Annotated in this window: 19 protein-coding genes; 11 read left to right on the forward strand and 8 right to left on the reverse strand. The window is 55.4% G+C overall.

Annotation, left to right across the window (positions count from 1 at the left end; all coding sequences use genetic code 11):
• Positions 1 to 117 precede the first annotated feature (117 nt).
• From CLM58_RS12815 to lipA, 3 genes are all read left to right on the forward strand, one after another.
• Positions 118 to 1,056 carry a carbohydrate kinase family protein gene (locus CLM58_RS12815; protein WP_095596295.1) on the forward strand — a complete coding sequence of 313 codons (939 nt, stop codon included), beginning with the start codon at positions 118 to 120 and terminating at the stop codon, positions 1,054 to 1,056.
• 202 nt (positions 1,057 to 1,258) lie between these two features.
• Positions 1,259 to 2,887, forward strand: coding sequence for an alpha-D-glucose phosphate-specific phosphoglucomutase (locus CLM58_RS12820; protein ID WP_095596296.1), 1,629 nt, complete (start codon positions 1,259 to 1,261; stop codon positions 2,885 to 2,887).
• 146 nt (positions 2,888 to 3,033) lie between these two features.
• Positions 3,034 to 3,984, forward strand: coding sequence for a lipoyl synthase (lipA, locus tag CLM58_RS12825; RefSeq protein WP_095596297.1), 951 nt, complete (start codon positions 3,034 to 3,036; stop codon positions 3,982 to 3,984).
• Here lipA and CLM58_RS12830 read toward each other — a convergent pair.
• From CLM58_RS12830 to CLM58_RS12840, 3 genes are read right to left on the reverse strand one after another with little or no spacing between them, the layout of a single operon-like run.
• Entirely contained in the window at positions 3,981 to 4,847 is an 867-nt protein-coding gene (locus tag CLM58_RS12830; protein WP_095596298.1) for a hypothetical protein, read from the reverse strand. The genes lipA and CLM58_RS12830 overlap by 4 nt on opposite strands.
• A gap of 53 nt (positions 4,848 to 4,900) precedes the next feature.
• Positions 4,901 to 5,788 carry a cytochrome c gene (locus tag CLM58_RS12835; RefSeq protein ID WP_229666102.1) on the reverse strand — a complete coding sequence of 296 codons (888 nt, stop codon included), beginning with the start codon at positions 5,786 to 5,788 and terminating at the stop codon, positions 4,901 to 4,903.
• Between the two features lie 20 nt (positions 5,789 to 5,808).
• A complete protein-coding gene (locus CLM58_RS12840) occupies positions 5,809 to 6,285 on the reverse strand; it encodes a c-type cytochrome (protein ID WP_095596299.1) in 477 nt (158 codons plus the stop codon).
• Positions 6,286 to 6,373: 88 nt separating this feature from the next.
• Here CLM58_RS12840 and CLM58_RS12845 point away from each other — a divergent pair, with 88 nt between their 5' ends.
• On the forward strand, positions 6,374 to 7,234 hold the full coding sequence (locus tag CLM58_RS12845) for a LysR family transcriptional regulator (RefSeq protein ID WP_158221909.1): 861 nt from the start codon (positions 6,374 to 6,376) through the stop codon (positions 7,232 to 7,234).
• Here the strand turns inward: CLM58_RS12845 and hpt are convergent.
• The gene (gene hpt / locus CLM58_RS12850) at positions 7,231 to 7,776 is read right to left on the reverse strand and encodes a hypoxanthine phosphoribosyltransferase (protein ID WP_095596301.1); all 546 of its coding nucleotides are present in this window, start codon (positions 7,774 to 7,776) and stop codon (positions 7,231 to 7,233) included. The two genes, CLM58_RS12845 and hpt, sit on opposite strands and share 4 nt — an antisense overlap.
• Before the next feature lie 68 nt (positions 7,777 to 7,844).
• Here hpt and CLM58_RS12855 point away from each other — a divergent pair, with 68 nt between their 5' ends.
• Positions 7,845 to 8,291: a type II toxin-antitoxin system RatA family toxin gene (locus CLM58_RS12855; protein WP_095596302.1), complete on the forward strand. Its 447-nt coding sequence runs from the start codon at positions 7,845 to 7,847 to the stop codon at positions 8,289 to 8,291.
• 57 nt (positions 8,292 to 8,348) lie between these two features.
• Here CLM58_RS12855 and CLM58_RS12860 read toward each other — a convergent pair whose 3' ends face one another.
• The 4 genes from CLM58_RS12860 to CLM58_RS12875 all read right to left on the reverse strand — a co-directional run bounded on the left by CLM58_RS12860 (position 8,349) and on the right by CLM58_RS12875 (position 11,792).
• On the reverse strand, positions 8,349 to 9,527 hold the full coding sequence (locus CLM58_RS12860) for an ammonium transporter (protein ID WP_095596303.1): 1,179 nt from the start codon (positions 9,525 to 9,527) through the stop codon (positions 8,349 to 8,351).
• A 164-nt stretch (positions 9,528 to 9,691) separates the two neighbouring features.
• The gene (locus CLM58_RS12865) at positions 9,692 to 10,165 is read right to left on the reverse strand and encodes a CinA family protein (RefSeq protein ID WP_095596304.1); all 474 of its coding nucleotides are present in this window, start codon (positions 10,163 to 10,165) and stop codon (positions 9,692 to 9,694) included.
• Positions 10,162 to 10,650 carry a phosphatidylglycerophosphatase A family protein gene (locus CLM58_RS12870; RefSeq protein WP_095596305.1) on the reverse strand — a complete coding sequence of 163 codons (489 nt, stop codon included), beginning with the start codon at positions 10,648 to 10,650 and terminating at the stop codon, positions 10,162 to 10,164. Before CLM58_RS12870 ends, CLM58_RS12865 begins: the two co-directional genes overlap by 4 nt.
• A complete protein-coding gene (locus CLM58_RS12875) occupies positions 10,647 to 11,792 on the reverse strand; it encodes a bifunctional 2-C-methyl-D-erythritol 4-phosphate cytidylyltransferase/2-C-methyl-D-erythritol 2,4-cyclodiphosphate synthase (RefSeq protein ID WP_095596306.1) in 1,146 nt (381 codons plus the stop codon). The genes CLM58_RS12870 and CLM58_RS12875 overlap by 4 nt, the downstream gene beginning before the upstream one ends.
• Before the next feature lie 184 nt (positions 11,793 to 11,976).
• Between CLM58_RS12875 and dusB the strand changes: the two genes are divergently transcribed.
• The 6 genes from dusB (at position 11,977) to trkA (ending at position 20,616) form a co-directional block, all read left to right on the forward strand.
• Positions 11,977 to 12,960, forward strand: a complete 984-nt coding sequence (dusB, locus tag CLM58_RS12880; protein WP_095596307.1) for a tRNA dihydrouridine synthase DusB — start codon at positions 11,977 to 11,979, stop codon at positions 12,958 to 12,960.
• Positions 12,960 to 14,042 carry a two-component system sensor histidine kinase NtrB gene (locus CLM58_RS12885; RefSeq protein ID WP_095596308.1) on the forward strand — a complete coding sequence of 361 codons (1,083 nt, stop codon included), beginning with the start codon at positions 12,960 to 12,962 and terminating at the stop codon, positions 14,040 to 14,042. The genes dusB and CLM58_RS12885 overlap by 1 nt, the downstream gene beginning before the upstream one ends.
• Positions 14,042 to 15,424 carry a response regulator gene (locus CLM58_RS12890; RefSeq protein WP_095596309.1) on the forward strand — a complete coding sequence of 461 codons (1,383 nt, stop codon included), beginning with the start codon at positions 14,042 to 14,044 and terminating at the stop codon, positions 15,422 to 15,424. Before CLM58_RS12885 ends, CLM58_RS12890 begins: the two co-directional genes overlap by 1 nt.
• Positions 15,425 to 15,515: 91 nt before the next feature.
• Entirely contained in the window at positions 15,516 to 17,780 is a 2,265-nt protein-coding gene (locus CLM58_RS12895) for a sensor histidine kinase NtrY-like (RefSeq protein WP_095596310.1), read from the forward strand.
• On the forward strand, positions 17,777 to 19,183 hold the full coding sequence (ntrX, locus tag CLM58_RS12900; RefSeq protein ID WP_095596311.1) for a nitrogen assimilation response regulator NtrX: 1,407 nt from the start codon (positions 17,777 to 17,779) through the stop codon (positions 19,181 to 19,183). The genes CLM58_RS12895 and ntrX overlap by 4 nt, the downstream gene beginning before the upstream one ends.
• Positions 19,184 to 19,239: 56 nt before the next feature.
• Positions 19,240 to 20,616: a Trk system potassium transporter TrkA gene (gene trkA, locus CLM58_RS12905; RefSeq protein ID WP_095596312.1), complete on the forward strand. Its 1,377-nt coding sequence runs from the start codon at positions 19,240 to 19,242 to the stop codon at positions 20,614 to 20,616.
• Positions 20,617 to 20,619: the final 3 nt, after the last annotated feature.

Below are 20,619 nucleotides of genomic sequence, written 5' to 3' on the forward strand. Positions count from 1 at the left end.
TCAGGTTCGGCGCAATTCGTTTTACCAATTGATGAGGCAAATCTGCTTGTCCGAACGCAGTTTTTGATAGCGCTAACGTAAACTTCAGTCTATGACCAGCCTACGGAGGTCCAGCGCATGATTGTTTGTTGTGGTGAAGCACTTATCGACATGATCCCCGCTAAATGCGGAGAACTTCAAGAGGATGGATTTATCCCTCGTGCTGGTGGGTCTGTTTTCAATACAGCGATTGCGTTAGGGCGTCTTGGATCGGGCCCTAAGTTCTTGTCTTGTTTGTCGAGGGACATGTTCGGCGATCTGCTTGAGCAAACTTTGGTGAACAGCCGAGTTGGTAATGATTTGTGCCTGCGCGCTGACCGTCCCAGCACAATGGCTTATGTCAAGCTGACCAACGGCAACGCCACCTATGTGTTCTACGACGAGAATTCGGCGGGCCGGATGATCAAACCCACTGACATTCCAGCCATCCCAGATGAAGTTTCGACCCTCTTTTTTGGTGGGATTTCCCTTGCGGTAGAGCCTTGCGCGGACACCTATGCTGACCTGGCAATCCGTGAAGGAACCGAGCGCGTAGTGATGGTGGACCCCAACATTCGCCCCGGATTTATCGCGGATGAAACGCGCTTTCGTGAACGGCTTAGACAGATGTTTCAAATCACCGACATCGTGAAAGTGTCGGACGAAGATTTGGAGTGGCTGGTTCCGGGAGATATGACTGACCAAGAGCGCGCTGAAAAGATCATTCAGCAGGGGCCCCAGTTGGTGTTGGTCACCGCAGGTGGGGACGGAGTGACTTGCTTCGCAGCGGATGGGCGGTCAATCAAAAAAGAGATTACCCCAGTTGAAGTTGTAGACACGGTTGGGGCGGGCGATACGTTCAACGCTGGTTTCCTGCACAGCCTTCACGCTAATGGACTCCTTGTTAAGGGCCGCATTGGCCAGTTGACGGATGACCAGATTTTGAAAGCTCTTGGATTGGGCACACAGGCCGCAGGCGTTGTCGTCGCCCGGTCCGGCGCAAACCCGCCTTGGGCGGATGAGCTAGATGTCCTTTGAAAGGTTTCCAAATCGTAGGGTAAGCCGAAGCTCTCGTGGAATGCCCTAAATTGGGCTAATCGGGGCCCACATCTACGATTTTACCTGACAAATCTGTAAGTACCTGTTGAAATTTATTTTAATGGGAATGCCTTTGGGCATTTGAAAGATTTGTTGCGCGAAACTGGGTTTCCAGGACGCATGATGGGAAGGCCAAGCTACGATGGACGTTCGAACGATCCCTACATCCCCGATTGATGGGCAAAAACCCGGAACCTCTGGCCTGCGTAAGAAGACGCGAGTGTTCATGGGTAAGCACTATTTGGAGAACTTCGTTCAGTCGGTTTTCGATGCTATCGGTGGGGCGGCTGGCAAGACCTTCGTAATTGGTGGGGATGGGCGCTATTTCAATGCTGCGGCTATCCAGACCATTCTGCGTATGGCTGCGGCCAACGGGGCTAAACATGCGATCGTTGGACAAGCGGGGTTGTTGTCGACGCCAGCGGCTTCTCATCTGATCCGCAAACACGCAACCGACGGTGGCCTGATCCTATCCGCCAGCCACAACCCCGGTGGCGTAGACGAAGATTTTGGCCTTAAGTTCAACGCAGACAACGGCGGCCCTGCACCAGAGGGCGTGACGGATGAAATCTTTCGTAAAACACTGGAAATTTCGTCGTATCGAACTTTGGACACAGAAGATTTGGATCTAAGCGCGATTGGGGAAACCTCTGTTGGACAAATGAATGTCACCATTGTTGATCCGGTAACTGACTATCAGGAGATGATGGAAGACCTGTTTGATTTCAAAGCCATATCTGATCTTTTTAATTCTGGTTTCCGGATGCGCTTTGATGCCATGCACGCGATAACCGGGCCCTATGCCAAAGCTATTCTTGAAGGGCGCGTTGGGGCTCCCGAAGGGACAGTAATGAACAGCGTCCCGAAAGAAGATTTTGGCGGCGGACATCCTGACCCGAACCCAACTTGGGCAAAAGATTTGATGGCTGAAATGATGTCGGATGCGGGCCCTGATTTTGGTGCGGCGTCTGATGGGGATGGTGACAGGAACATGATCCTAGGGCGCAATACCTATGTGTCTCCGTCCGACAGCCTTGCAGTTCTGACCGCCAATGCGCACTTGGCGCCCGGGTATTCGAAAGGACTGGCCGGTGTTGCACGTTCGATGCCCACAAGCTGTGCGGTCGATCGTGTCGCTGAAGATCTTGGCATCGAATGCTTTGAAACGCCCACCGGTTGGAAGTTTTTTGGAAACCTGCTGGATGCAAGTCGGGCGACCCTGTGCGGCGAAGAAAGCTTTGGCACGGGCTCTGATCACGTTCGGGAAAAAGACGGACTATGGGCCGTTTTGCTGTGGCTGAACATTCTGGCAGTCAGGAAAACAACGGTGGCGGAGGTTCTTAGCGACCATTGGCAACGTTTTGGGCGAAATTATTACTCGCGTCATGACTATGAGGCGCTGCCGACAGAAACGGCGCAAGCCCTGATGTCGCGCGTGACTGATCAGCTTAAAACCCTTCCCGGAACGACGGTGCATGGGTTGACGGTCGAACACGCAGACAGCTTCAGTTATCAGGATCCTGTCGATGGTTCGACCAGCGTGAATCAGGGCCTGCGTATTCAGTTTGATGGGGGTGCCCGCGCGATCTTCAGGCTGTCCGGCACCGGAACTGACGGCGCGACGCTGCGCTTGTATATCGAGGCGTTGGAAACAGATCCGACCAAGCTGTCGCAAGACCCACAGCAAGCGCTGTCTAGGGTTATCGCCGCAGCGCACAATATCTCTGGCATTGAAAAACTGGGGCGCGATGCCCCTGATGTGGTCACCTAATCAAAGACAACGACCTTCGAATTCCGCGGATTTCGACGGGATAGTTTAACGTTAAGCAATGCGCTGAACGCATAACGGACTGCTCATATCGCGATTTCACTCGCCTGACTTTATATGTATAGTCCTGCGCCATAGAGGAGGCCCCAATGCGTGACCTGAAGTTGCCGGAAGAACGTCATCCGGAAAAGGCGCATCGTTCAGACAATGCGCAACCCAAGAAGCCCGACTGGATTCGTGTGAAAGCACCGGTATCCGAAGGGTATAAGGCCACGCATAAGATTATGCGCGAGCATGGGCTTGTGACCGTCTGCGAAGAAGCAGGCTGCCCGAACGTCGGCGAATGCTGGAGCCAGGGACACGCGACCATGATGATCATGGGCGAGATCTGTACCCGCGGCTGTACCTTCTGCAACGTCGCCACCGGCCGTCCTGACGCGCTGGACGTGTTTGAACCGGGCCGTGTTGCCGATGCCGTCAAAAAGCTGGGGCTGAACCACGTTGTTATCACCTCGGTTGACCGTGACGATGTCGAAGACGGCGGGGCAGAGCACTTTGCCCAGACCATCCGCGCCGTGCGCCGTCAGGCACCCGATACAACGATTGAAATTTTGACCCCGGACTTCCTGAAGTGTACTGACGATGCGCTGGAAGTTGTGGTCAAAGCGAAGCCTGATGTGTTCAACCACAATCTGGAAACCGTCCCGGGCCTGTACCCCGAGGTGCGCCCCGGTGCGCGGTACTTCCACTCTCTGCGTCTTTTGCAGCGGGTGAAAGAGATCGATCCGTCGATGTTCACCAAATCTGGAATCATGGTTGGTTTGGGCGAGGACCGTCAGTCCGTCCATCAGGTCATGGATGACATGCGCGCGGCAGACATAGATTTCCTGACGATCGGTCAATACTTGCAGCCGACCCCCAAGCACCACGCGGTGGATCGCTTTGTGTCACCGGAAGAGTTCGCTAGCTATGAGAAAGCCGCTTACGGCAAGGGCTTCCTGATGGTTTCGGCAACGCCGCTGACGCGTAGCTCTTACCACGCTGGCGACGACTTCGCGCAGTTGCGTGCAGCTCGTTTGGAAAAGCTGGGGCAGGCTTAAAAAGCCCACCCGACAAACGTACTGAAGGCCGTATCGGACACATCCTGATGCGAGATGCCGGCCTTCAGATAAAGGTTCTGTCCGAATGCAACATCCACAGCGGCCCCAATCGCTGTCTCCGAACCGCCTGAGGTTTCTTGCTGCACAAAACCTGTGGCCGTAACGCGGGCGTTTGGCTGATAGGTCAGGGCAAGTTCCGCCAAATCGGCTTTGGCGTCGTAGCTGTTCAAGAAATAGCTGACCGAAATCCCAAACTGATCCAACTGATGATTGGCCTGTAGCTTTGCGTTCGCATCAGATCCAGTGTCGTGGTCGATATATTCCAGCCCGCCTGATAACGTCCAATCCCCGGCATCAATTCCTACTCCGAAGCTCAGGACCTGTGTGTCGAGTACGTCAACAGAATGCGCGGACAGGGCATAGGCTGTTCTGCCAACACTGGACTGATACAGGATCCCCAACGGGACTTCTTCCAACTCGGCAGAGGCGAGGGTTGCATAACTGCGAGTCTGCCCCAACTGATTGATCCCAACAAAGGGCAGGGCGCTATCCGCCACAGAGACGGCGAATAGGTCATAAGCAGGCCGTGGCACCCCCAGAGATACGCGGCCATCCAAGACATCTGCGAACAAAGCGGCATAGGTTTCGTGCGGGTGGTCGTCTTTGGTCCAAACCCCGTATGATCCGACTTGCGCGCCGAAGCCGCCAAAGTCGAGCGTATAGATGGCGTCTGTGTATAACGTGGCTTCAGTCGTACCGTTTCCGCCAACAGTCCCGATACCGATCGTGCCCTCTAACCCATTGGACGAACTAACTGATGGAAACGCCGCGATCAGGGCGCTTAGAAATATAAAATGCTGCATGAAATCACCTGTATTTGCATAAGAATATGCAGGCTTCTGCAGTGCAGAAAAGTCTATTCGTCTGGGATCGCTTTCAGGTAGGCTGCAACACTTTTTCGATCAGATTCAGTCAGTCTCGACATGTTTTCTACGACTGCTGCCATGTGCCCGCCAACACTGTCGAAGTCCGGTGTAAATCCGGTTTCCAGATAGTATGCGATGTCCTCTGCGGTCCAGTTCAGCTTGCCGGGTGAAATTGCAGGGACCCGCCCTTTGCCGCCAGGAACGGGAGCGCCCTCCAACCACGACGAAGTCTCTAACCCACCCAAGGCATTTCTTGGCGTGTGGCATTCCCCGCAATGGGCAAGGGCCTCGACCAGATAGCGGCCTCTTTCAAGTTCAGGGGTCGGTGCAGTGTCTAGAACCCACTCGTCCGATACGAACAGGAACTTCCAGCCGCCAAGGTTCCGGCGAATGTTGAAAGGAAAGCCCACATCATGCGCTTTGCTTTCCGTTTGGTCGGCGGGCAGGGTGTCGAAAAAGGCTTTCAGGTCGACAAGGTCCTGTGCCTGCATCTTGTTGTAAGCCGAATAGGGGAAGGCAGGGTAATAGTGCTGTCCCGTGGGCGAGACACCTTTTTGCACAGCATTTGCAAATTCCTCGACCGTCCAACCGCCGATCCCATGGTCGGGATCGGGCGAAATGTTGGGGGCGTAGAACGTCCCAAAGTCAGAGGCAAAGGCTTGGCCGCCTGACAGCGATGGCGCATCTGTCGCATCGCTGCCCGGCTCTGTATGGCAAGAGGCGCATCCGGCTGCCCAGAAGACCATCTTGCCGTTCTCGGGGTTGGCAGTTAGCCCGGCGTAGGTTTGGGGGTCGACCTTGACCGGGCTGGTGATCCAAAAGAACACGCCGATCCCGACGATTCCGACCGCAACAAAACCTCTTAACGCCAAAAGCACTGCCTACCCCTATATTGCTTTTACTGCTCCTGACGATACGCTTTGTGGCAGGCACCACACGCACCACCAAGCGCACCCATTCCGCTTTGAAGCGATGCCAGGTCGGCACCTGCAAGACCCTGCATGGCAGCGGCTGCGTCTTTCAGGGCGCCGGATTTGGCGCCTACATCGGGAAAGTTGCTCCAGATTTCTGGCAGCGCCCGAGTGCCTTCGGTCGACGCGCTGTCAGAGCCTTGCGGCCACAGCGAATTCACATTCACACTAGTCAGAGCAACAAGGTTATCGGCGGCCACCTGTGCGGCTTCTGCGTCATATGCGATCTTTTCACGCGCCATTCCACCCAGAACCCCAAGGTTCACAGCGTAAAGGTTCATCATACCTTTGCGGGCCTTGATCTGAGAGTCGTACGGCGATTTTGCCCCATGGCTTTCAGCGAAAACAGTGGTGGTTGCAAGCAGGGCGCCCGCGGCGATTACGGCTACTTTACGGAATTTCATAAATCTCTCCCGAGTTAACTATCTACAAATTTTATTATGTGCAGTAATTCGTGTATATTTATAAAAAATGCACCGTGGGTCACGAATTATGCACAGCCTGAATTGGGATGACTTTCGCTACGTCCTGACTGTTGTCGAAACCGGTACGGTTAGCGGCGCGGCGAAAAAGCTTGGCGTTAATCATGCAACGGTCGTCCGGCGCATCAATGCTTTCGAGGAAAATCAGGGATTTCGCATCTTCGAGAAAACCCCGACAGGATACCGTGTCATCCCTGAAAACATGCGCATCATTGATGCCATGCGAGAGGTCGGAGCAGCGGTTTCGGCGACAGAGGGCATATTGGCAGGTCATGAAGGCGGCGTGTCCGGCAAGCTGCGCGTAACCGCCACGGACACGGTTTGCACCTATCTTCTGCCGCCCGTTCTGAAGCGGATCGCAGAAGCAGAGCCCCGCCTTCAGGTGGATCTTATGAGCAGTAATCAGACCGAAGATCTGGGTCGGATGCGCGCAGATATTGCGGTTCGAACGATGGGGAAGGTGACTTCCAAAATCACCGGAGAAATTGTCGGCAGAATTGGGCTGGCGGTCTATGGACGAAAAGGCGCGGATGAACGGTTGATTTCGGTTTCCGGATCGGTCGCGCAATCCCGGATCGGGCAGCACATACTTCAAATGGCCGAAAGATCTACGCCGCCGGCGGTTGCGGACAGCTTTCTTGTTGCCGCGCAACTGGCGTCCCATGGCATCGGGCGGGCGGTTTTGCCCAATTTCGTCGGAGATCGGTTTCCGGAACTGGAGCGTATTAAGCCAGTTGATGGCTTTACCTCGGTTCCGCTTTGGGCGACGTGCCACACGGAAATGGCAGGGGTGACCAGGATCGCGACCTTGCTTCGGTTGCTGTCAAAAGAGTTAAAGCGAGAGATCGCGACTTATCCATCTGCGGATTAATCGGGGTCTGTAAACCTGACTGTGCCGATATACGACAAGTTGCGGTTTCGTTGCGCATAGTCGATGCCATAGCCGACAACGAACTTGTCGGGAATTTCAAACCCGGTCCAATCAGCGCCAAAGGGCACTTCCCGACGGGTTGGTTTGTCCAGCAGCGCACAAACCTTCAGTCGCGCGGGATTGCGGCTTTTCAAAAGGCCAACTACATGGGTCATGGTGTATCCGGTGTCGACGATGTCTTCGACAACCAACACGTCGCGGCCCTCGATCTTGCCGCGCAGATCCTTCAGGATTCGCACTTCGCGCGTGGATTCCATGGCATCGCCATAGGACGAGGCTTCGATGAAATCGACCTCGATTGGCAGATCAAATTCACGCACCAAATCAGCAATGAAAATGAATGATCCGCGCAACAGACCGACCACGACAAGCTTGTCGGTGTCTTTGAAATGTTCACAAATTTCCCTGGCCAATTCTTCGACTCGGGCGGAAATGGCCTTGGCAGAGATAAGCTCGTCGATGACATAGGTCGGAAGTGTCATGGTGACCCCTTGATTTTCCAAGCCCTATAGTCGAAACCCCCGGGCAGTTTCAACGACCACTCTGCCTGATGCCGATACATTCCGAAACCCGCCATATGCCCTATACCGCTCAGCAGATGTACGATCTGGTGGCGGATGTGGCTTCTTATCCGAAATTCCTGCCTTGGACGGCGGCCGCGCGCATTCGTTCGACCACGCCGAAGGGGCATGGAATAGAGATGCTCGCGGATCTTGTGATCAGCTTCAAAGTCTTCCGGGAACGTTTTGGCAGCCGCGTGATGCTATATCCCGACGTTAAGCGGATCGACACAGAATATCTGGACGGTCCCTTCAAATACCTCAAGTCGAACTGGTCGTTCGAAGATGCCGAGGGCGGCGGGTGCAACGTTTCCTTCTTTGTGGATTTTGAGTTCAAAAGCAGGATCTTGCAGGGCGTAATCGGCGTTGTGTTTAACGAGGCCATGCAGCGCGTTGTGCGGGCTTTTGAAGACCGGGCAAAAGAACTTTACGACTGAAAAAGAAAAACGCGCCCATGAAAGGGCGCGTTTCTTTTTATGTATGTCCGGATTGACTTAGGACGACATGTCGTAGGCGCGTTCGCCGTGGACCGTCAGGTCCAAACCGTTGGTTTCAGTCTCGGCATCCACACGCAGCGGCGTGATCAGCGCGACGACTTTTACCAGTACGACGGTGACGACGAAGGTGAAGAAACCGACGATCGCAAGGCTGCCAAGTTGCGCGGCAAAGCTGCCCGCGCCGAAGACCGCGATCATGATGGTGCCGAAGATACCGCCAACGCCGTGGACGGCAAAGACGTCCAGAGTATCGTCAATCTTCAGAACCTTACGCACAAGGGTCACGGCTTCCTGACACAGGATACCCGCGACTGCCCCGATGATCAGTGCTTCGATCGGGCCAACAAAACCCGATGCCGGGGTGATCGACGCCAGACCAGCAATGGTGCCGGTTACCAGACCAACAAGGCTGGCTTTGCCGTACTTGATCTTCTCCCAAAGGATCCAGGTCAGCGAAGCTGTCGCGGCCGAGATATGGGTAACGGTCAGAGCCATCGCAGCACCGCCGTCAGCAGCCAGCTGAGAGCCACCGTTGAAGCCGAACCAACCGACCCACAGCATTGCAGCACCGACCATCACCAGACCGGGGTTATGCGGCGGAGTGGTTTGGTTCTTACGCGGGCCTAGGAAGAAGGCGATGATCAGCGCGGCCAGACCTGCGGTTTCGTGAACAACGATACCACCTGCAAAGTCTTTAACGCCGGTTTCACCGAAGATACCGCCGTCCGACAGCATGCCGCCGCCCCAGATCCAGTGTGTGACCGGCGCATAGCACAGCAGCATCCACAGTGCAGAGAAGACCAGAACAAAGCCAAAGCCAACGCGTTCAACATAGGCACCGACGATCAGGGCAGGGGTGATGATGGCGAAGGTCATCTGGAAGGCAAAGAACAGAACCTCAGGCAGGGTGCCCGACAAGCTGTCTGCGGTTACTCCCATCAGGAACATTTTGCCAAGGCCGCCCCAATAGGCGTTGCCCTCGCCAAATGCGATGGAATAGCCGAAAGCCAGCCAGAGAATGCTCATCACACAGGCGATGGCATAGCAGTGCATGAAAACGCTAAGTACGTTGCGTGCGCGTACCAGGCCGCCGTAAAACAGCGCCAGCCCGGGCAAAGTCATAAACAGAACCAGCGCCGTGGCGACGATGATCCATGCGGTATCCGCTCCATTCATTGGATTAAGTCCCTTCCTTATTTTGGCCGACATGAAGCGGCTATTTTTTGATTAGAGAAGGGGCAAATTGAGCGAGGGGTGGATTAATTTATGTGCAATGTGCGCTATGCCTATTATTTAGGCACTTAACGCGAGCCGTGATTAAAGGTTGATCAAGCGCGAGATCAATCCTTCAGAGCCTCTAGAAGCAGAGTTAAAGCGTGTTCGACCGTTTTTTGACGCACTTTTGCGCGGCCAATCGCGCCAAACTCAACCGTTTCTGTGACGACATTTGCACCCGTCTGCGCCAGTCCAAAGCATACGCGACCCTCCGGCTTGAACTCGGATCCGCCGGGGCCAGCAATCCCCGTCACCGACACAGCAAGCTTCGCACCAGAGTTCTGAAGGGCTCCAGCAGCCATCTCTGAAGCGACCTGTTCCGACACCGCACCAAACTGCGTCAGGGTTTGTGCCTTGACGCCCAACATCTGTTCTTTGGCGTCGTTTGAATAGGTTATGAAGCCCCGGTCCACTACATCGGAAGACCCCGGGATATCCGTCAGTGCGGCAATGATCATCCCGCCGGTACAAGATTCTGCAGTTGCGATTGTAGCGCTCGCACCTCGTGCGGCCTGCAGAACCTGCTCGGCAAGGGTCATATCAGCACCGCATGATACAGAACGCCGAAAATCACAACGACTATGGCCGCCATATAGCCAGCCAACACATCATCCAGCATGACGCCAAGAGGTGTAGACTTACGATCAGCCCAGCTAACTGGCCATGGCTTGAAGATGTCGAACAGGCGGAAAGCCAGAAACGCCGTGATCCAGCCGGGCCAGAGGGCGGTGACGTCCATTCCTTGGTGCCATGCCCCGAATGAAACAGGCCAAAGCGCGATCCACTGTCCCGCGACCTCATCAATCACGATCTCTGATGGATCGTGGTCACCCTTGCCCTTGGTCTCGACCATGGTGGCCCACCAGCCAAGCACGAAGACGACAAGCGTCATAATGGCCAGCAACGGAAACCCACCCAAAAGATGAATGATATACATCAAGGGCAGGGCTGCGGCAGAGCCCCAGGTTCCCGGTCCGGGGCGTAGAAGGCCAACATAGAAAACAGTAGCGATAAAACGGGTCATGATTTCACCAAGGTTGCTGTGGCAATGGATGCAATCCCCTCACCGCGGCCGGTAAAGCCTAATTTCTCTGAAGTCGTCGCTTTGACAGAGACGCGGTCAAGGTCGATGTTCATGGTTTCAGCCAAGGCCTGACGCATGGGTTGGACATGAGGGCCGATCTTGGGTTGTTCACAAATCAACGTGACATCGCAATTGGTTAGCGTGAAGCCTCGTTCATTGGCTGATGCCACTGCGTGCTTCAAAAAGATGCGGCTGTCCGCGCCTTTCCACTGGTCGTCCGAGGGTGGGAAGTGTTTGCCGATATCGCCAAGCCCTAAAGCGCCATAGATAGCGTCGGTCAGTGCATGCATTCCGACATCTGAGTCAGAGTGACCGTTAAGGCCCTGATCAAAGGGAATGCGCACGCCGCACAGGATCACGTGATCCCCCTCGACGAAACTATGCACATCAAACCCATTGCCGCAGCGAATGTCCAAGCCCGCCTCCTGTCTAAGAATTTCTTCGGCCCGGGCGAAGTCTTCGGGCCGGGTGATTTTCAGGTTTCTTTCGTCACCTTCGACGATAGCGACGTCAATACCTTGCGCGAGGGCTACCTGCACGTCATCCGCTGCGTTTTGATCCGCCGCCGCATGGGCATTTAAGATAGCGCGACGATGAAACCCCTGTGGGGTTTGAGCGCGGAACAGTCCGTCACGTGGAACCGAGGTCACGACTTTCCCGCCCGCGCCTTTCCATAGCGCATCGACAACGCCAAGGGCAGGGGCGGCACCTACACTGTGCTTTAGCGCCTCTAGCACACGAGTGATGACCTCATTCGATACCAACGGGCGTGCAGCATCATGGATCAGCACTGGATCTGATTCAGAAACCGCCTTCAGACCGTTTTGAACCGAAATCGCCCGGGTCGCGCCGCCATTCACGATGGAAACTGCAGAGTGCAAATCGCCAAGAGCTTGCTTGCAAAGGTCGTGGTCGTCCTTGTGGATGACAAGAACCGTTTGGGAAATCTCGGGATGCCGAAGAAAGCGCCGCACAGTGTGGCGCAAAACAGCCTCGCCGTTCAGCAATTGGTATTGCTTAGCAACAGGCCCTCCGGCCCGGGTGCCGCGTCCGGCCGCAACGATGATGGCGGTAGCCTGCATAGTGTTCCTTTCCCTTGCTTTCCTTTACGGTCTGCTTCGCGCATCGGCAAGTTTCCGGAAAAACAGCCCTTTATGCCTAATTTTTGTGCAATTGGTGTCTATTGTTTAAAAATCTGGCGCATGTGATTGTTAAGGGTCCGCCGAAGCATTAGTTAGAAGTCCAAACCGCTCAAGGATTAAGCGATTGTCTGTTCAATTTGCAGATATAACTCTAGACCCTCCTGTTTTATTGGCACCCCTCGCGGGAATCACAGATTTGCCGTTTCGGAATCTGGTCTCTTCGTTCGGTGCGGGGCTGGTTGTGTCTGAAATGGTCGCAAGCCAAGAATTGGTTCAGGCCAAGCCCGGCGTCCGAGAGCGGGCAGAGCTTGGGTTTGAGGTTGAAAATACCTCGGTCCAACTGGCCGGACGCGAAGCATCGTGGATGGCGGAAGCCGCCCGGATGGTCGAAGGCAACGGGGCCCGACTGATTGATATCAACATGGGCTGCCCCGCGAAGAAGGTCGTGAACGGCTATTCCGGGTCTGCCCTGCTGAAAGACCTAGACCACGCGTTGACCCTGATCGAGGCGGTGGTCGATGCCGTCGACATCCCGGTAACGCTAAAAACCCGTTTGGGTTGGGACGACGACCTGCTTAACGCACCCGAACTTGCGCGCCGAGCAGAGGCGGCGGGAATTTCAATGATTACCATACACGGGCGTACACGCTGCCAGTTCTACAAAGGCCGCGCCGATTGGGCCGCAATCTCGCGCGTGAAGGAAACGGTTGCGATCCCTGTGATCGCGAACGGCGATATCGTTGATGCGGACACAGCGTCGGAAGCCCTGCAACAGTCTGGCGCCGATGGCGTGATGGTCGGGCGAGGGGCCCAGGGACGGCCTTGGCAACTGGCTGTAATCGCATCAGAGCTTTTTGGCGCGCCGGATGTTGATATCCCCAAAGGCAAAGCCTTGGTCGATATGGTTCAGACCCACTACGATGCCATGCTTAACTTTTACGGCGCCGACCTAGGCGGTCGCGTGTCGCGCAAACATCTGGGTTGGCACATGGACGAAGCTGGCACGCCCGCAGGGCTTCGCCGACTGGTTCTTACCGAAAAGGACCCCGATCGGGTTCTTTCCCTGATCAATGACGCAATCCTACAGACCGAAGAGGTGGCTGCTTGATGGAAGACTTGTCCAAGAACTCTGTCTGGACCTCTCTCCCGTTGCCCGGTTTCATTATTGACGCCGAGGACCGGATCGAGACGATCAACCCGGCGGCCGAACAGTTTACAAACACGTCGCTTAGGGCAGTCCGTGGAGAGCCGATTTGGGACAAGCTTGCCGTAGATGCGCCGTTGGACGATGCGTTCTCTCGCGTGCGGAGCAATCTCGCTGAGCTTTACATCAATGATGTCGACGTCAGCACCGGGTCGAACCCGCCCGACCTGTGCAACATTCAGATCGCGCCGCTGGCAGGGTCTGAAGGCAAGGTAATGCTGTTGATCGCGCCGCGGAAAATTGCGGGGCGTTTGAACAGAGCGTTTTCCCCGAAATCTGCGGCAAAATCTGCGATCGGCATGGCAGAGATGCTGGCCCATGAGATCAAGAACCCCTTGGCCGGTATCACCGGGGCTGCGCAGCTTCTGTCGATGAACCTGACCCCCGAGGATCGAGAGCTGACTGATTTGATCGTTGCCGAAAGCCGCCGGATCGTGACCCTGCTGGAACAGGTAGAGCAGTTCGGCAACCTGCGCCCACCAGAACGCAAACCGGTGAACCTGCACGACCTTCTTGATCGCGCACGGAAGTCGGCCATGGTCGGGATCGCGGCGAACATGGAGATCGTGGAAGACTACGACCCCTCGCTTCCCCCAACTTTCTGGGACGGGGATCAACTGCTTCAGGTGTTCTTAAACCTGATCAAGAACGCCGCGGAAGCGGCAGGTAAGCAGGGCGGTAAGCTGACCTTGCGTACTTTCTATGATCGAACGCTCCGCATGCGCCGCGCCGATGGTTCACAATCTTATCTGCCGCTACAGGTAGAGGTCATGGACGACGGTCCGGGCATCCCGCCCGAGATTGTTGGCGAGATTTTTGACCCCTTCGTGTCGGGCAAGGAAAACGGTACAGGGCTTGGACTGGCCCTTGTTTCAAAAATTATCACCGAAAACGACGGCATGATCGCGGTCGACTCTGTGCCTGGGCGCACGGTGTTCCGCATTTCTTTGCCCGTAGTTCCCAAGGATTATAAGGAAGAAGCGTAATGGACGGCACGGTACTAGTTGCAGATGACGACCGCACGATCCGCACGGTCCTGACACAGGCTTTGACACGCGCGGGCTGTAAGGTGCACGCGACCTCTTCTTTGACGACACTGATGCGTTGGGTCGAAGAGGGCAAAGGGGATCTGGTGATCTCGGACGTTGTCATGCCGGACGGAAACGGGCTTGAGGCGCTGCCGAAGATACTAGAGTCGCGCCCCGGACTGCCAGTAATCGTGATCTCCGCACAGAACACCATCATGACGGCGATTCAGGCGGCCGAGGCCGAGGCCTATGACTATCTACCGAAGCCTTTTGACCTTCCTGACCTAATGAAACGCGCCGCACGTGCGCTGGAAACCAAGCGCCGATCGAACGTAGCGCGCGCAGGGGCACGAGGTGAACAAGGCGATCAGGCAGAGCAAAGTGATCTGCCGCTTGTTGGGCGCACCCCGCAGATGCAGGCGCTCTATCGTCTTGTCGCTCGCGTAATGAACACCGAGTTACCCGTCCTTATTACGGGTGAAAGCGGTACGGGGAAATCTTTGATCGCGAAGGCGATCCACGATTTTTCTGACCGCAGGAACCTGCCGTTTGTAACAGCAGCGGCCAGTGATCTGCAGGGTATGGATGGACCGTCGGCCCTGATCGCCCGCAGTAAGGGTGGCTCGATCCTATTTGATGAGGTCAGCGACCTCGACTTGGAAGCACAAGGCCGGATCGTGCGCATGCTGGACAGCTTTGGTGTCAACGCGCCCCGCGTCATGGCCAGCAGCCAGACTGATCTTATGTCGCGCATGGAGGCGGGGCAGTTCCGGCAAGACCTGTTCTACCGTCTTGGCGCGGTAACCGTGGCGGTGCCGTCACTGCGCGAACGTGTCGACGATATCCCGCTTTTGGCCGAACACTTTCTGAACCGCGCAGAGCGTGACGGGCTAAATGCACGCCGGATGTCTGACGAAGCGCTAGAGCTGATCCGTGCCTACAGTTGGCCGGGCAATGTGCGCCAATTGGAAAACACCATTCGCCGTCTCGCCGTTACCAGTTCGGAAGAACTGATTGGTCGGGCAGAGGTCGAAGCCGTACTTGGCAACCAACCAGAAATCGAACCGCTCGTCGGTGGGGGCGAAGGTGACAAGCTGTCCGCCTCTGTCGCCAAACACCTGCGCAGATACTTCGATCTGCATGGCGGAGTGTTGCCGCCGGCGGGTCTTTATGGGCGCATCTTGAAAGAGGTCGAGCTTCCGCTGATAGAGATCGCATTGGACGCCACAGGCGGTAATCAGGCGAAATGCGCGGATCTTCTGGGCATTAACCGAAATACCCTGCGTAAGAAGATCACCGAACTCGATATTCGCGTGACACGCCGCCGCAAGTTGATGTAAAACCGCCACAGGTTGGGGCGTTTTTGTTTCATTCTTGTCACAACCTAAAGGGCGGTAAGCTGCGCAAAGCAGCAAAATCACGAGGCACGCAGTGGTCAATTATGCGCGTAGCGCAACTTGGGAAAGGCTAAGCAAGCTGCGACGTCAGCGGCGGGTTCAAAACCTTGCGACGCTGTTTCTTGTACTGGCAGGCCCCGTGCTGGCGATCACCACACTTTTGATGCTTGGCCCCTTCGATATGGGGGCGAACTCTCCGTATCTGCGGCTGACGCTTCTTGCCGATCTTGTCTATGTCCTCGTCGTTGCTGCGCTGGTGATCTACCGCGTCGGCAGCCTTGTTTCCGCCCGCCGCCGACAATCCGCCGGGTCCAGACTTCACCTAAGACTTAGCGGCGTTTTTGCCGCCATCGCGTTGATCCCGGCTGTTTTGGTCGCCGTCTTTGCCGGCTTGACCGTGAACACCGGGCTTGAGGGCTGGTTTTCGGACCGGGTGCGCCAAGTTGTTGGCGCGTCATTAGCGGCAGCTGAAGCTTACGAGACCGAACAGCGCGTCGACCTTATAGAAGATGCCGAGGCCTTGGCACGCTTTCTGGACACAGCCCAACGCGCGCGCGGATTCCTAGATAGCGGAGACACCCGTCAGCTTCTTGCGCAAGGGCAGGCGCAAATTCAACGGGGCTTGAAAGAGGCCTATATCATCAATGGGTCTTCAGAGCTGCTAATTCGGGGCAACCGGTCCTATTTGTTCGATTACGAGGCGCCCAGTCCGGATCAGATCACGGCTGCTGACAGTGGCGAAACCCTGATCATCGAAGATTGGGAAAACAACGAATTTCGTGCTCTTTTGAAGCTGAACGGATTTGCGGATTCCTTTCTTTATGTCGCCAGAGAAGTCGATGGTTCGATCCTTACGCTTCTGGACGACACACAAGAATCCGCGCGGCTCTATCAACAGTTGGAAAACGAACGCGGTCGGTTGTTGTTCGAATTCAGCCTTCTTTATATCGGGTTTGCTGTGATCCTTATCCTTGCCGCGGTCTGGTCGGGTCTATGGTTTGCCGAGCGCCTGTCGCAACCTGTCGGACGACTGGCCGGGGCTGCACAACGCGTTGGGGCAGGGGATTTCGATATTCACGTCCGCGAAGATGGTGGCGACGATGAGATCGCCATGCTTGGCCGTGTCTTCAACCAAATGACGGGTCAGCTGAAGCTTCAGCGTGATGCGTTGCTGGACAACACGCGTCAGATCGAAAACCGCCGTCGTTTGTTTGACAGTGTTCTGGGGTCTGTGTCGGCCGGCGTTGTCGGATTGGATGAAGAAGGTCGGATTGACTTCATGAACCGCTCAGCGCTGCGACTTTTGATGCTGGGTGACGACGATTGTCATGGCGAGCTGCTGGATGACGTCGTGCCAGAATTCACACCGCTGCTTGAACGGTTGCCAGACGCCCGACGCGCCACAGTTCAGGAAGAAGTCAAACTGGCCCGCGGTGGCAAGATGGAAAACTTACTGGTTCGCGCGTCGACCCGCCGGAACCCGGAAGGAGAGCCCGAAGGTACCGTGGTGGCCTTTGACGATGTGACCGACTTGGTTTCGGCGCAACGGATGGCTGCCTGGGGCGACGTGGCCCGCCGGATTGCCCACGAAATCAAGAACCCGCTAACACCGATTCAATTGTCCGCAGAGCGCGTTAAACGCAAGTTCAGACCATTGGTGGGCGATCAATCCGACAGTCTTGATCAATACACTGATGTCATCATCCGCCAGACGAACGATCTGAGACGTATCGTCGACGAATTCTCGAAATTCGCACGCATGCCGGATCCGGAAATGCAGCTGCTTGATCTGGCCTCTACGCTTCGCGACGCAGTTCTATTGCAAGAAAACGGGCAACCGGATGTTACATTCGTCACGGATATTCCGGATCAGCAGGTTTGTTCCAATGCCGACAGTGGAATGATGACACAGGCCTTTACCAACTTGATTAAGAATGCTGGCGAAGCAATTGAATCTAAATTGGAAAAGGACCCAGAGGCTAACTTTACCCCAGCCATACATGTGACCATGAAAGTTGATGGAGAAGACGCTGTTATCCAAATCGCTGACAATGGTATCGGTCTGCCTGAAGACCGTGCGCGTCTTTTCGAGCCATATATGACGACCCGCGAAAAGGGCACGGGGCTGGGTTTGCCGATTGTGAAAAAGATTATCGAGGAACACGGGGGCCAATTGGTTTTGCTGGACGCCCCGGTATTTGAAGGAAACGACCACTTCGGCGCGATGGCCGAAATAAGGTTGCCCGTGGTGCGCAATATCGCACCCAGAGCAGAGCAGATGAGAGACACGGACCAATGAGCGATATTCTGATTGTAGATGACGAAAAAGACATTCGGGAACTGATCTCGGATATCCTGATCGACGAAGGCTTCACTACGCGGCTTGCGGCGAATTCGGATGAATGCATGTCCGAAATCAAGGCAGAGGCACCCGCGCTGATGATCCTGGATATCTGGCTAAAGGACAGCCAGATGGACGGAATTGATATTCTGTCCACCGTCAAGCGCGATAAACCGGAAATTCCGATTATCATCATCTCGGGGCACGGGAATATCGAAATCGCTGTGGCTGCGATCAAGCAGGGGGCCTATGACTTCATTGAGAAGCCGTTCAATATTGATCAGCTGCTTGTGGTGATTAATCGTGCGATGGAAGCCTCGAAACTGCGTCGCGAGAATACCGAACTGCGCCGGAAAGAAGTCAGCAACACCGAAATGATCGGTTCAAGCTCGGCCTTTAAGATTTTGAAATCGCAGCTGGAAAAGGTTACACGGTCTAATGGTCGTGTCATGCTCACCGGTCCATCTGGCTGCGGGAAAGAAGTCGCTGCACGGTTCATCCATCAGGAATCTGATCGTAGTGTAGCCCCGTTCGTTGTGGTGAACTGCGCCAGTATCGAACCAGACCGTATGGAAGAGCTTTTGTTTGGCCGTGAAGGGGCCGATAAGGCAATTGAAGCGGGGCTGTTAGAGCAAGCCAACGGTGGCATCGTCTATTTTGACGAAGTTGGGGATATGCCTCTTGGGACCCAGTCCAAAATTCTGCGCGTTCTCGTCGATCAACAGTTTCAACGTTCTGGCGGAACAGAAAAGGTGCGCGTGGATGTCCGCGTGCTGTCCAGCACCAGCAAGAACCTTCCTTCGTTGATCGAGGCCGGTCAATTCCGGGAAGAACTTTACCATCGCCTGAACGTAGTACCGATTGCAGTTCCATCTTTGGAAGAGCGTCGTGAGGACATCCCTGAACTGGCCCGACATTTCATCGCAGATTTCAACAGGACACAGGGTCTGGCTGAACGCGCGATGGGGCAAGAGGCCGAAGCACTTCTGCAAACCATGAAATGGCCCGGAAATATTCGTCAGCTCAAGAATATGATCGAACAGTTGTTGATTTTGGGCGATGGGACAAACGAGATCTCGGCGGCAGAACTGCCTGCCCAGAAGGGGCAGAATGCCGGGGAAGAGGTCACCTTGTCGGCCGCTGTTGCGTCGCTTCCGCTGCGCGAGGCGCGTGAAGTATTTGAACGGGAATACCTGCTGTCTCAGATCAACCGGTTCGGCGGCAATATCAGCCGTACCGCGACCTTCGTTGGGATGGAACGGTCTGCCTTGCACCGTAAACTGAAATCGTTGGGCGTTGTCACCTCAACGAAGTCCGGGGCACGTGTTGCAGAGGTGCAAGCAGAGACAGCGTCGGATTGACCATCAGCGTCCCATCTGCAAAGGATGGGGCCTGTTGAATAGCCACGGGCGGTTGGATGAAAGTCATTATTTGCGGGGCCGGTCAGGTCGGCTGGCAGATCGCGCGCCATTTGGCCAGCGAGAAGAACGACGTCACAGTTGTCGACAACAACGCCGCTTTGGTGCGCCGGGCGACCGATGCGCTTGACGTGCGCGGTATTGCTGGATTTGCGTCCTATCCTGACATTCTGGACAAAGCAGGTGCGCGCGACGCTGATATGATTATCGCTGCCACCCATTCTGACGAGGTGAACATGGTCACCTGTCAGGTGGCGCATTCCGTTTTTGCCATTCCGCGAAAGATCGCGCGTTTGCGTGCTCAAAGCTATCTGACCGCTATCTATTCAGACCTATATCGCCGCGACCACATGCCGATTGATGTGTTGATCAGCCCCGAACGGGAAGTGGCAGAGGCTGCGCTACAGCGACTGGATGCCCCTGCATCCTTTGATATTGAAAAGTTTCTTGATGGCCATGGGCGCCTTATGGGTGTCGATCTGGAGCCGGATTGCCCGGTTCTGAACACACCTCTACGCCAATTGACGGACCTGTTCTCAACACTTCAATCCATCGTTGTCGGAATTCGTCGCGAAGGAACTTTGTTCGCCCCGGAGCCGGGCGATCAGCTTTTCGCTGGCGATCAGGTCTATGTGTTCTGTGAAGATAAAGACGTAAACCGCACGCTGGAAATCTTTGGCAAGACGATCCGTAAACAGGAACGTGTTGTGATCATCGGCGGCGGCAACGTCGGCCTGGCGGTCGCTGAAGAGCTTGAGAAGCGCACAAAGCGTATTCGCGCGAAGGTGATCGAGCACAATCGAGAACAGGCCGAGGCCGCCGCAGAGTTGCTGGAAAAAACGATTGTTCTTGCTGGCGACGGCTTGAATATCGACCTGTTACGTGAGGCGAATATTCAAAACGCCGATGCGGTTCTGGCTGTGACCTCGGACGACAAGACGAACATGCTGATAGCCGTTCGGGCGAAATCAATGGGCTGTAAAATGGCGATCAGCCTTGTGAACGACCCGACATTGGTTCCCATGATGGCACCACTGAATATCGATGCCTATATCAACCCGCGTTCGACTACAGTCAGTTCGATCTTGCGCCACATTCGCCATGGTCGGGTACGCGGTGTCTATTCAATCGGGGACGCAGAGGCCGAGGTAATCGAGGCGCAGGTTCTGTCGACCTCACCGATGTCCGGCAAGAAGATCCGGGACATTCCCTTCCCAGAGGGCGTCTTGGTTGGCGGCGTATTGAAAGACGGCAAATATCATCGCCCCAGTGGGGGTCTGATGATCGAAGAAGGTGACGTGGTCGCTCTCTTCGCGCTTGCCGCAGACGTGCCGGAAGTCGAGCGCCTGTTGCAGGTCTCGATCGACTTCTTCTAGGGC

The sequence above is a fragment of the Actibacterium pelagium genome (assembly GCF_002285415.1).
In the GTDB taxonomy this organism is placed as follows: domain Bacteria; phylum Pseudomonadota; class Alphaproteobacteria; order Rhodobacterales; family Rhodobacteraceae; genus Actibacterium_B; species Actibacterium_B pelagium.

Coding starts and splice junctions, on each gene's coding strand:
- CLM58_RS12815 (WP_095596295.1), top strand. CDS start 118: ATGATTGTTTGTTGTGGTGAAGCACTTATCGACATGATCCCCGCTAAA.
- CLM58_RS12820 (WP_095596296.1), top strand. CDS start 1,259: ATGGACGTTCGAACGATCCCTACATCCCCGATTGATGGGCAAAAACCC.
- lipA (WP_095596297.1), top strand. CDS start 3,034: ATGCGTGACCTGAAGTTGCCGGAAGAACGTCATCCGGAAAAGGCGCAT.
- CLM58_RS12830 (WP_095596298.1), bottom strand. CDS start 4,847: ATGCAGCATTTTATATTTCTAAGCGCCCTGATCGCGGCGTTTCCATCA.
- CLM58_RS12840 (WP_095596299.1), bottom strand. CDS start 6,285: ATGAAATTCCGTAAAGTAGCCGTAATCGCCGCGGGCGCCCTGCTTGCA.
- CLM58_RS12845 (WP_158221909.1), top strand. CDS start 6,374: ATGCACAGCCTGAATTGGGATGACTTTCGCTACGTCCTGACTGTTGTC.
- hpt (WP_095596301.1), bottom strand. CDS start 7,776: ATGACACTTCCGACCTATGTCATCGACGAGCTTATCTCTGCCAAGGCC.
- CLM58_RS12855 (WP_095596302.1), top strand. CDS start 7,845: ATGCCGATACATTCCGAAACCCGCCATATGCCCTATACCGCTCAGCAG.
- CLM58_RS12860 (WP_095596303.1), bottom strand. CDS start 9,527: ATGAATGGAGCGGATACCGCATGGATCATCGTCGCCACGGCGCTGGTT.
- CLM58_RS12865 (WP_095596304.1), bottom strand. CDS start 10,165: ATGACCCTTGCCGAGCAGGTTCTGCAGGCCGCACGAGGTGCGAGCGCT.
- CLM58_RS12870 (WP_095596305.1), bottom strand. CDS start 10,650: ATGACCCGTTTTATCGCTACTGTTTTCTATGTTGGCCTTCTACGCCCC.
- CLM58_RS12875 (WP_095596306.1), bottom strand. CDS start 11,792: ATGCAGGCTACCGCCATCATCGTTGCGGCCGGACGCGGCACCCGGGCC.
- CLM58_RS12885 (WP_095596308.1), top strand. CDS start 12,960: ATGGAAGACTTGTCCAAGAACTCTGTCTGGACCTCTCTCCCGTTGCCC.
- CLM58_RS12890 (WP_095596309.1), top strand. CDS start 14,042: ATGGACGGCACGGTACTAGTTGCAGATGACGACCGCACGATCCGCACG.
- ntrX (WP_095596311.1), top strand. CDS start 17,777: ATGAGCGATATTCTGATTGTAGATGACGAAAAAGACATTCGGGAACTG.
- trkA (WP_095596312.1), top strand. CDS start 19,240: ATGAAAGTCATTATTTGCGGGGCCGGTCAGGTCGGCTGGCAGATCGCG.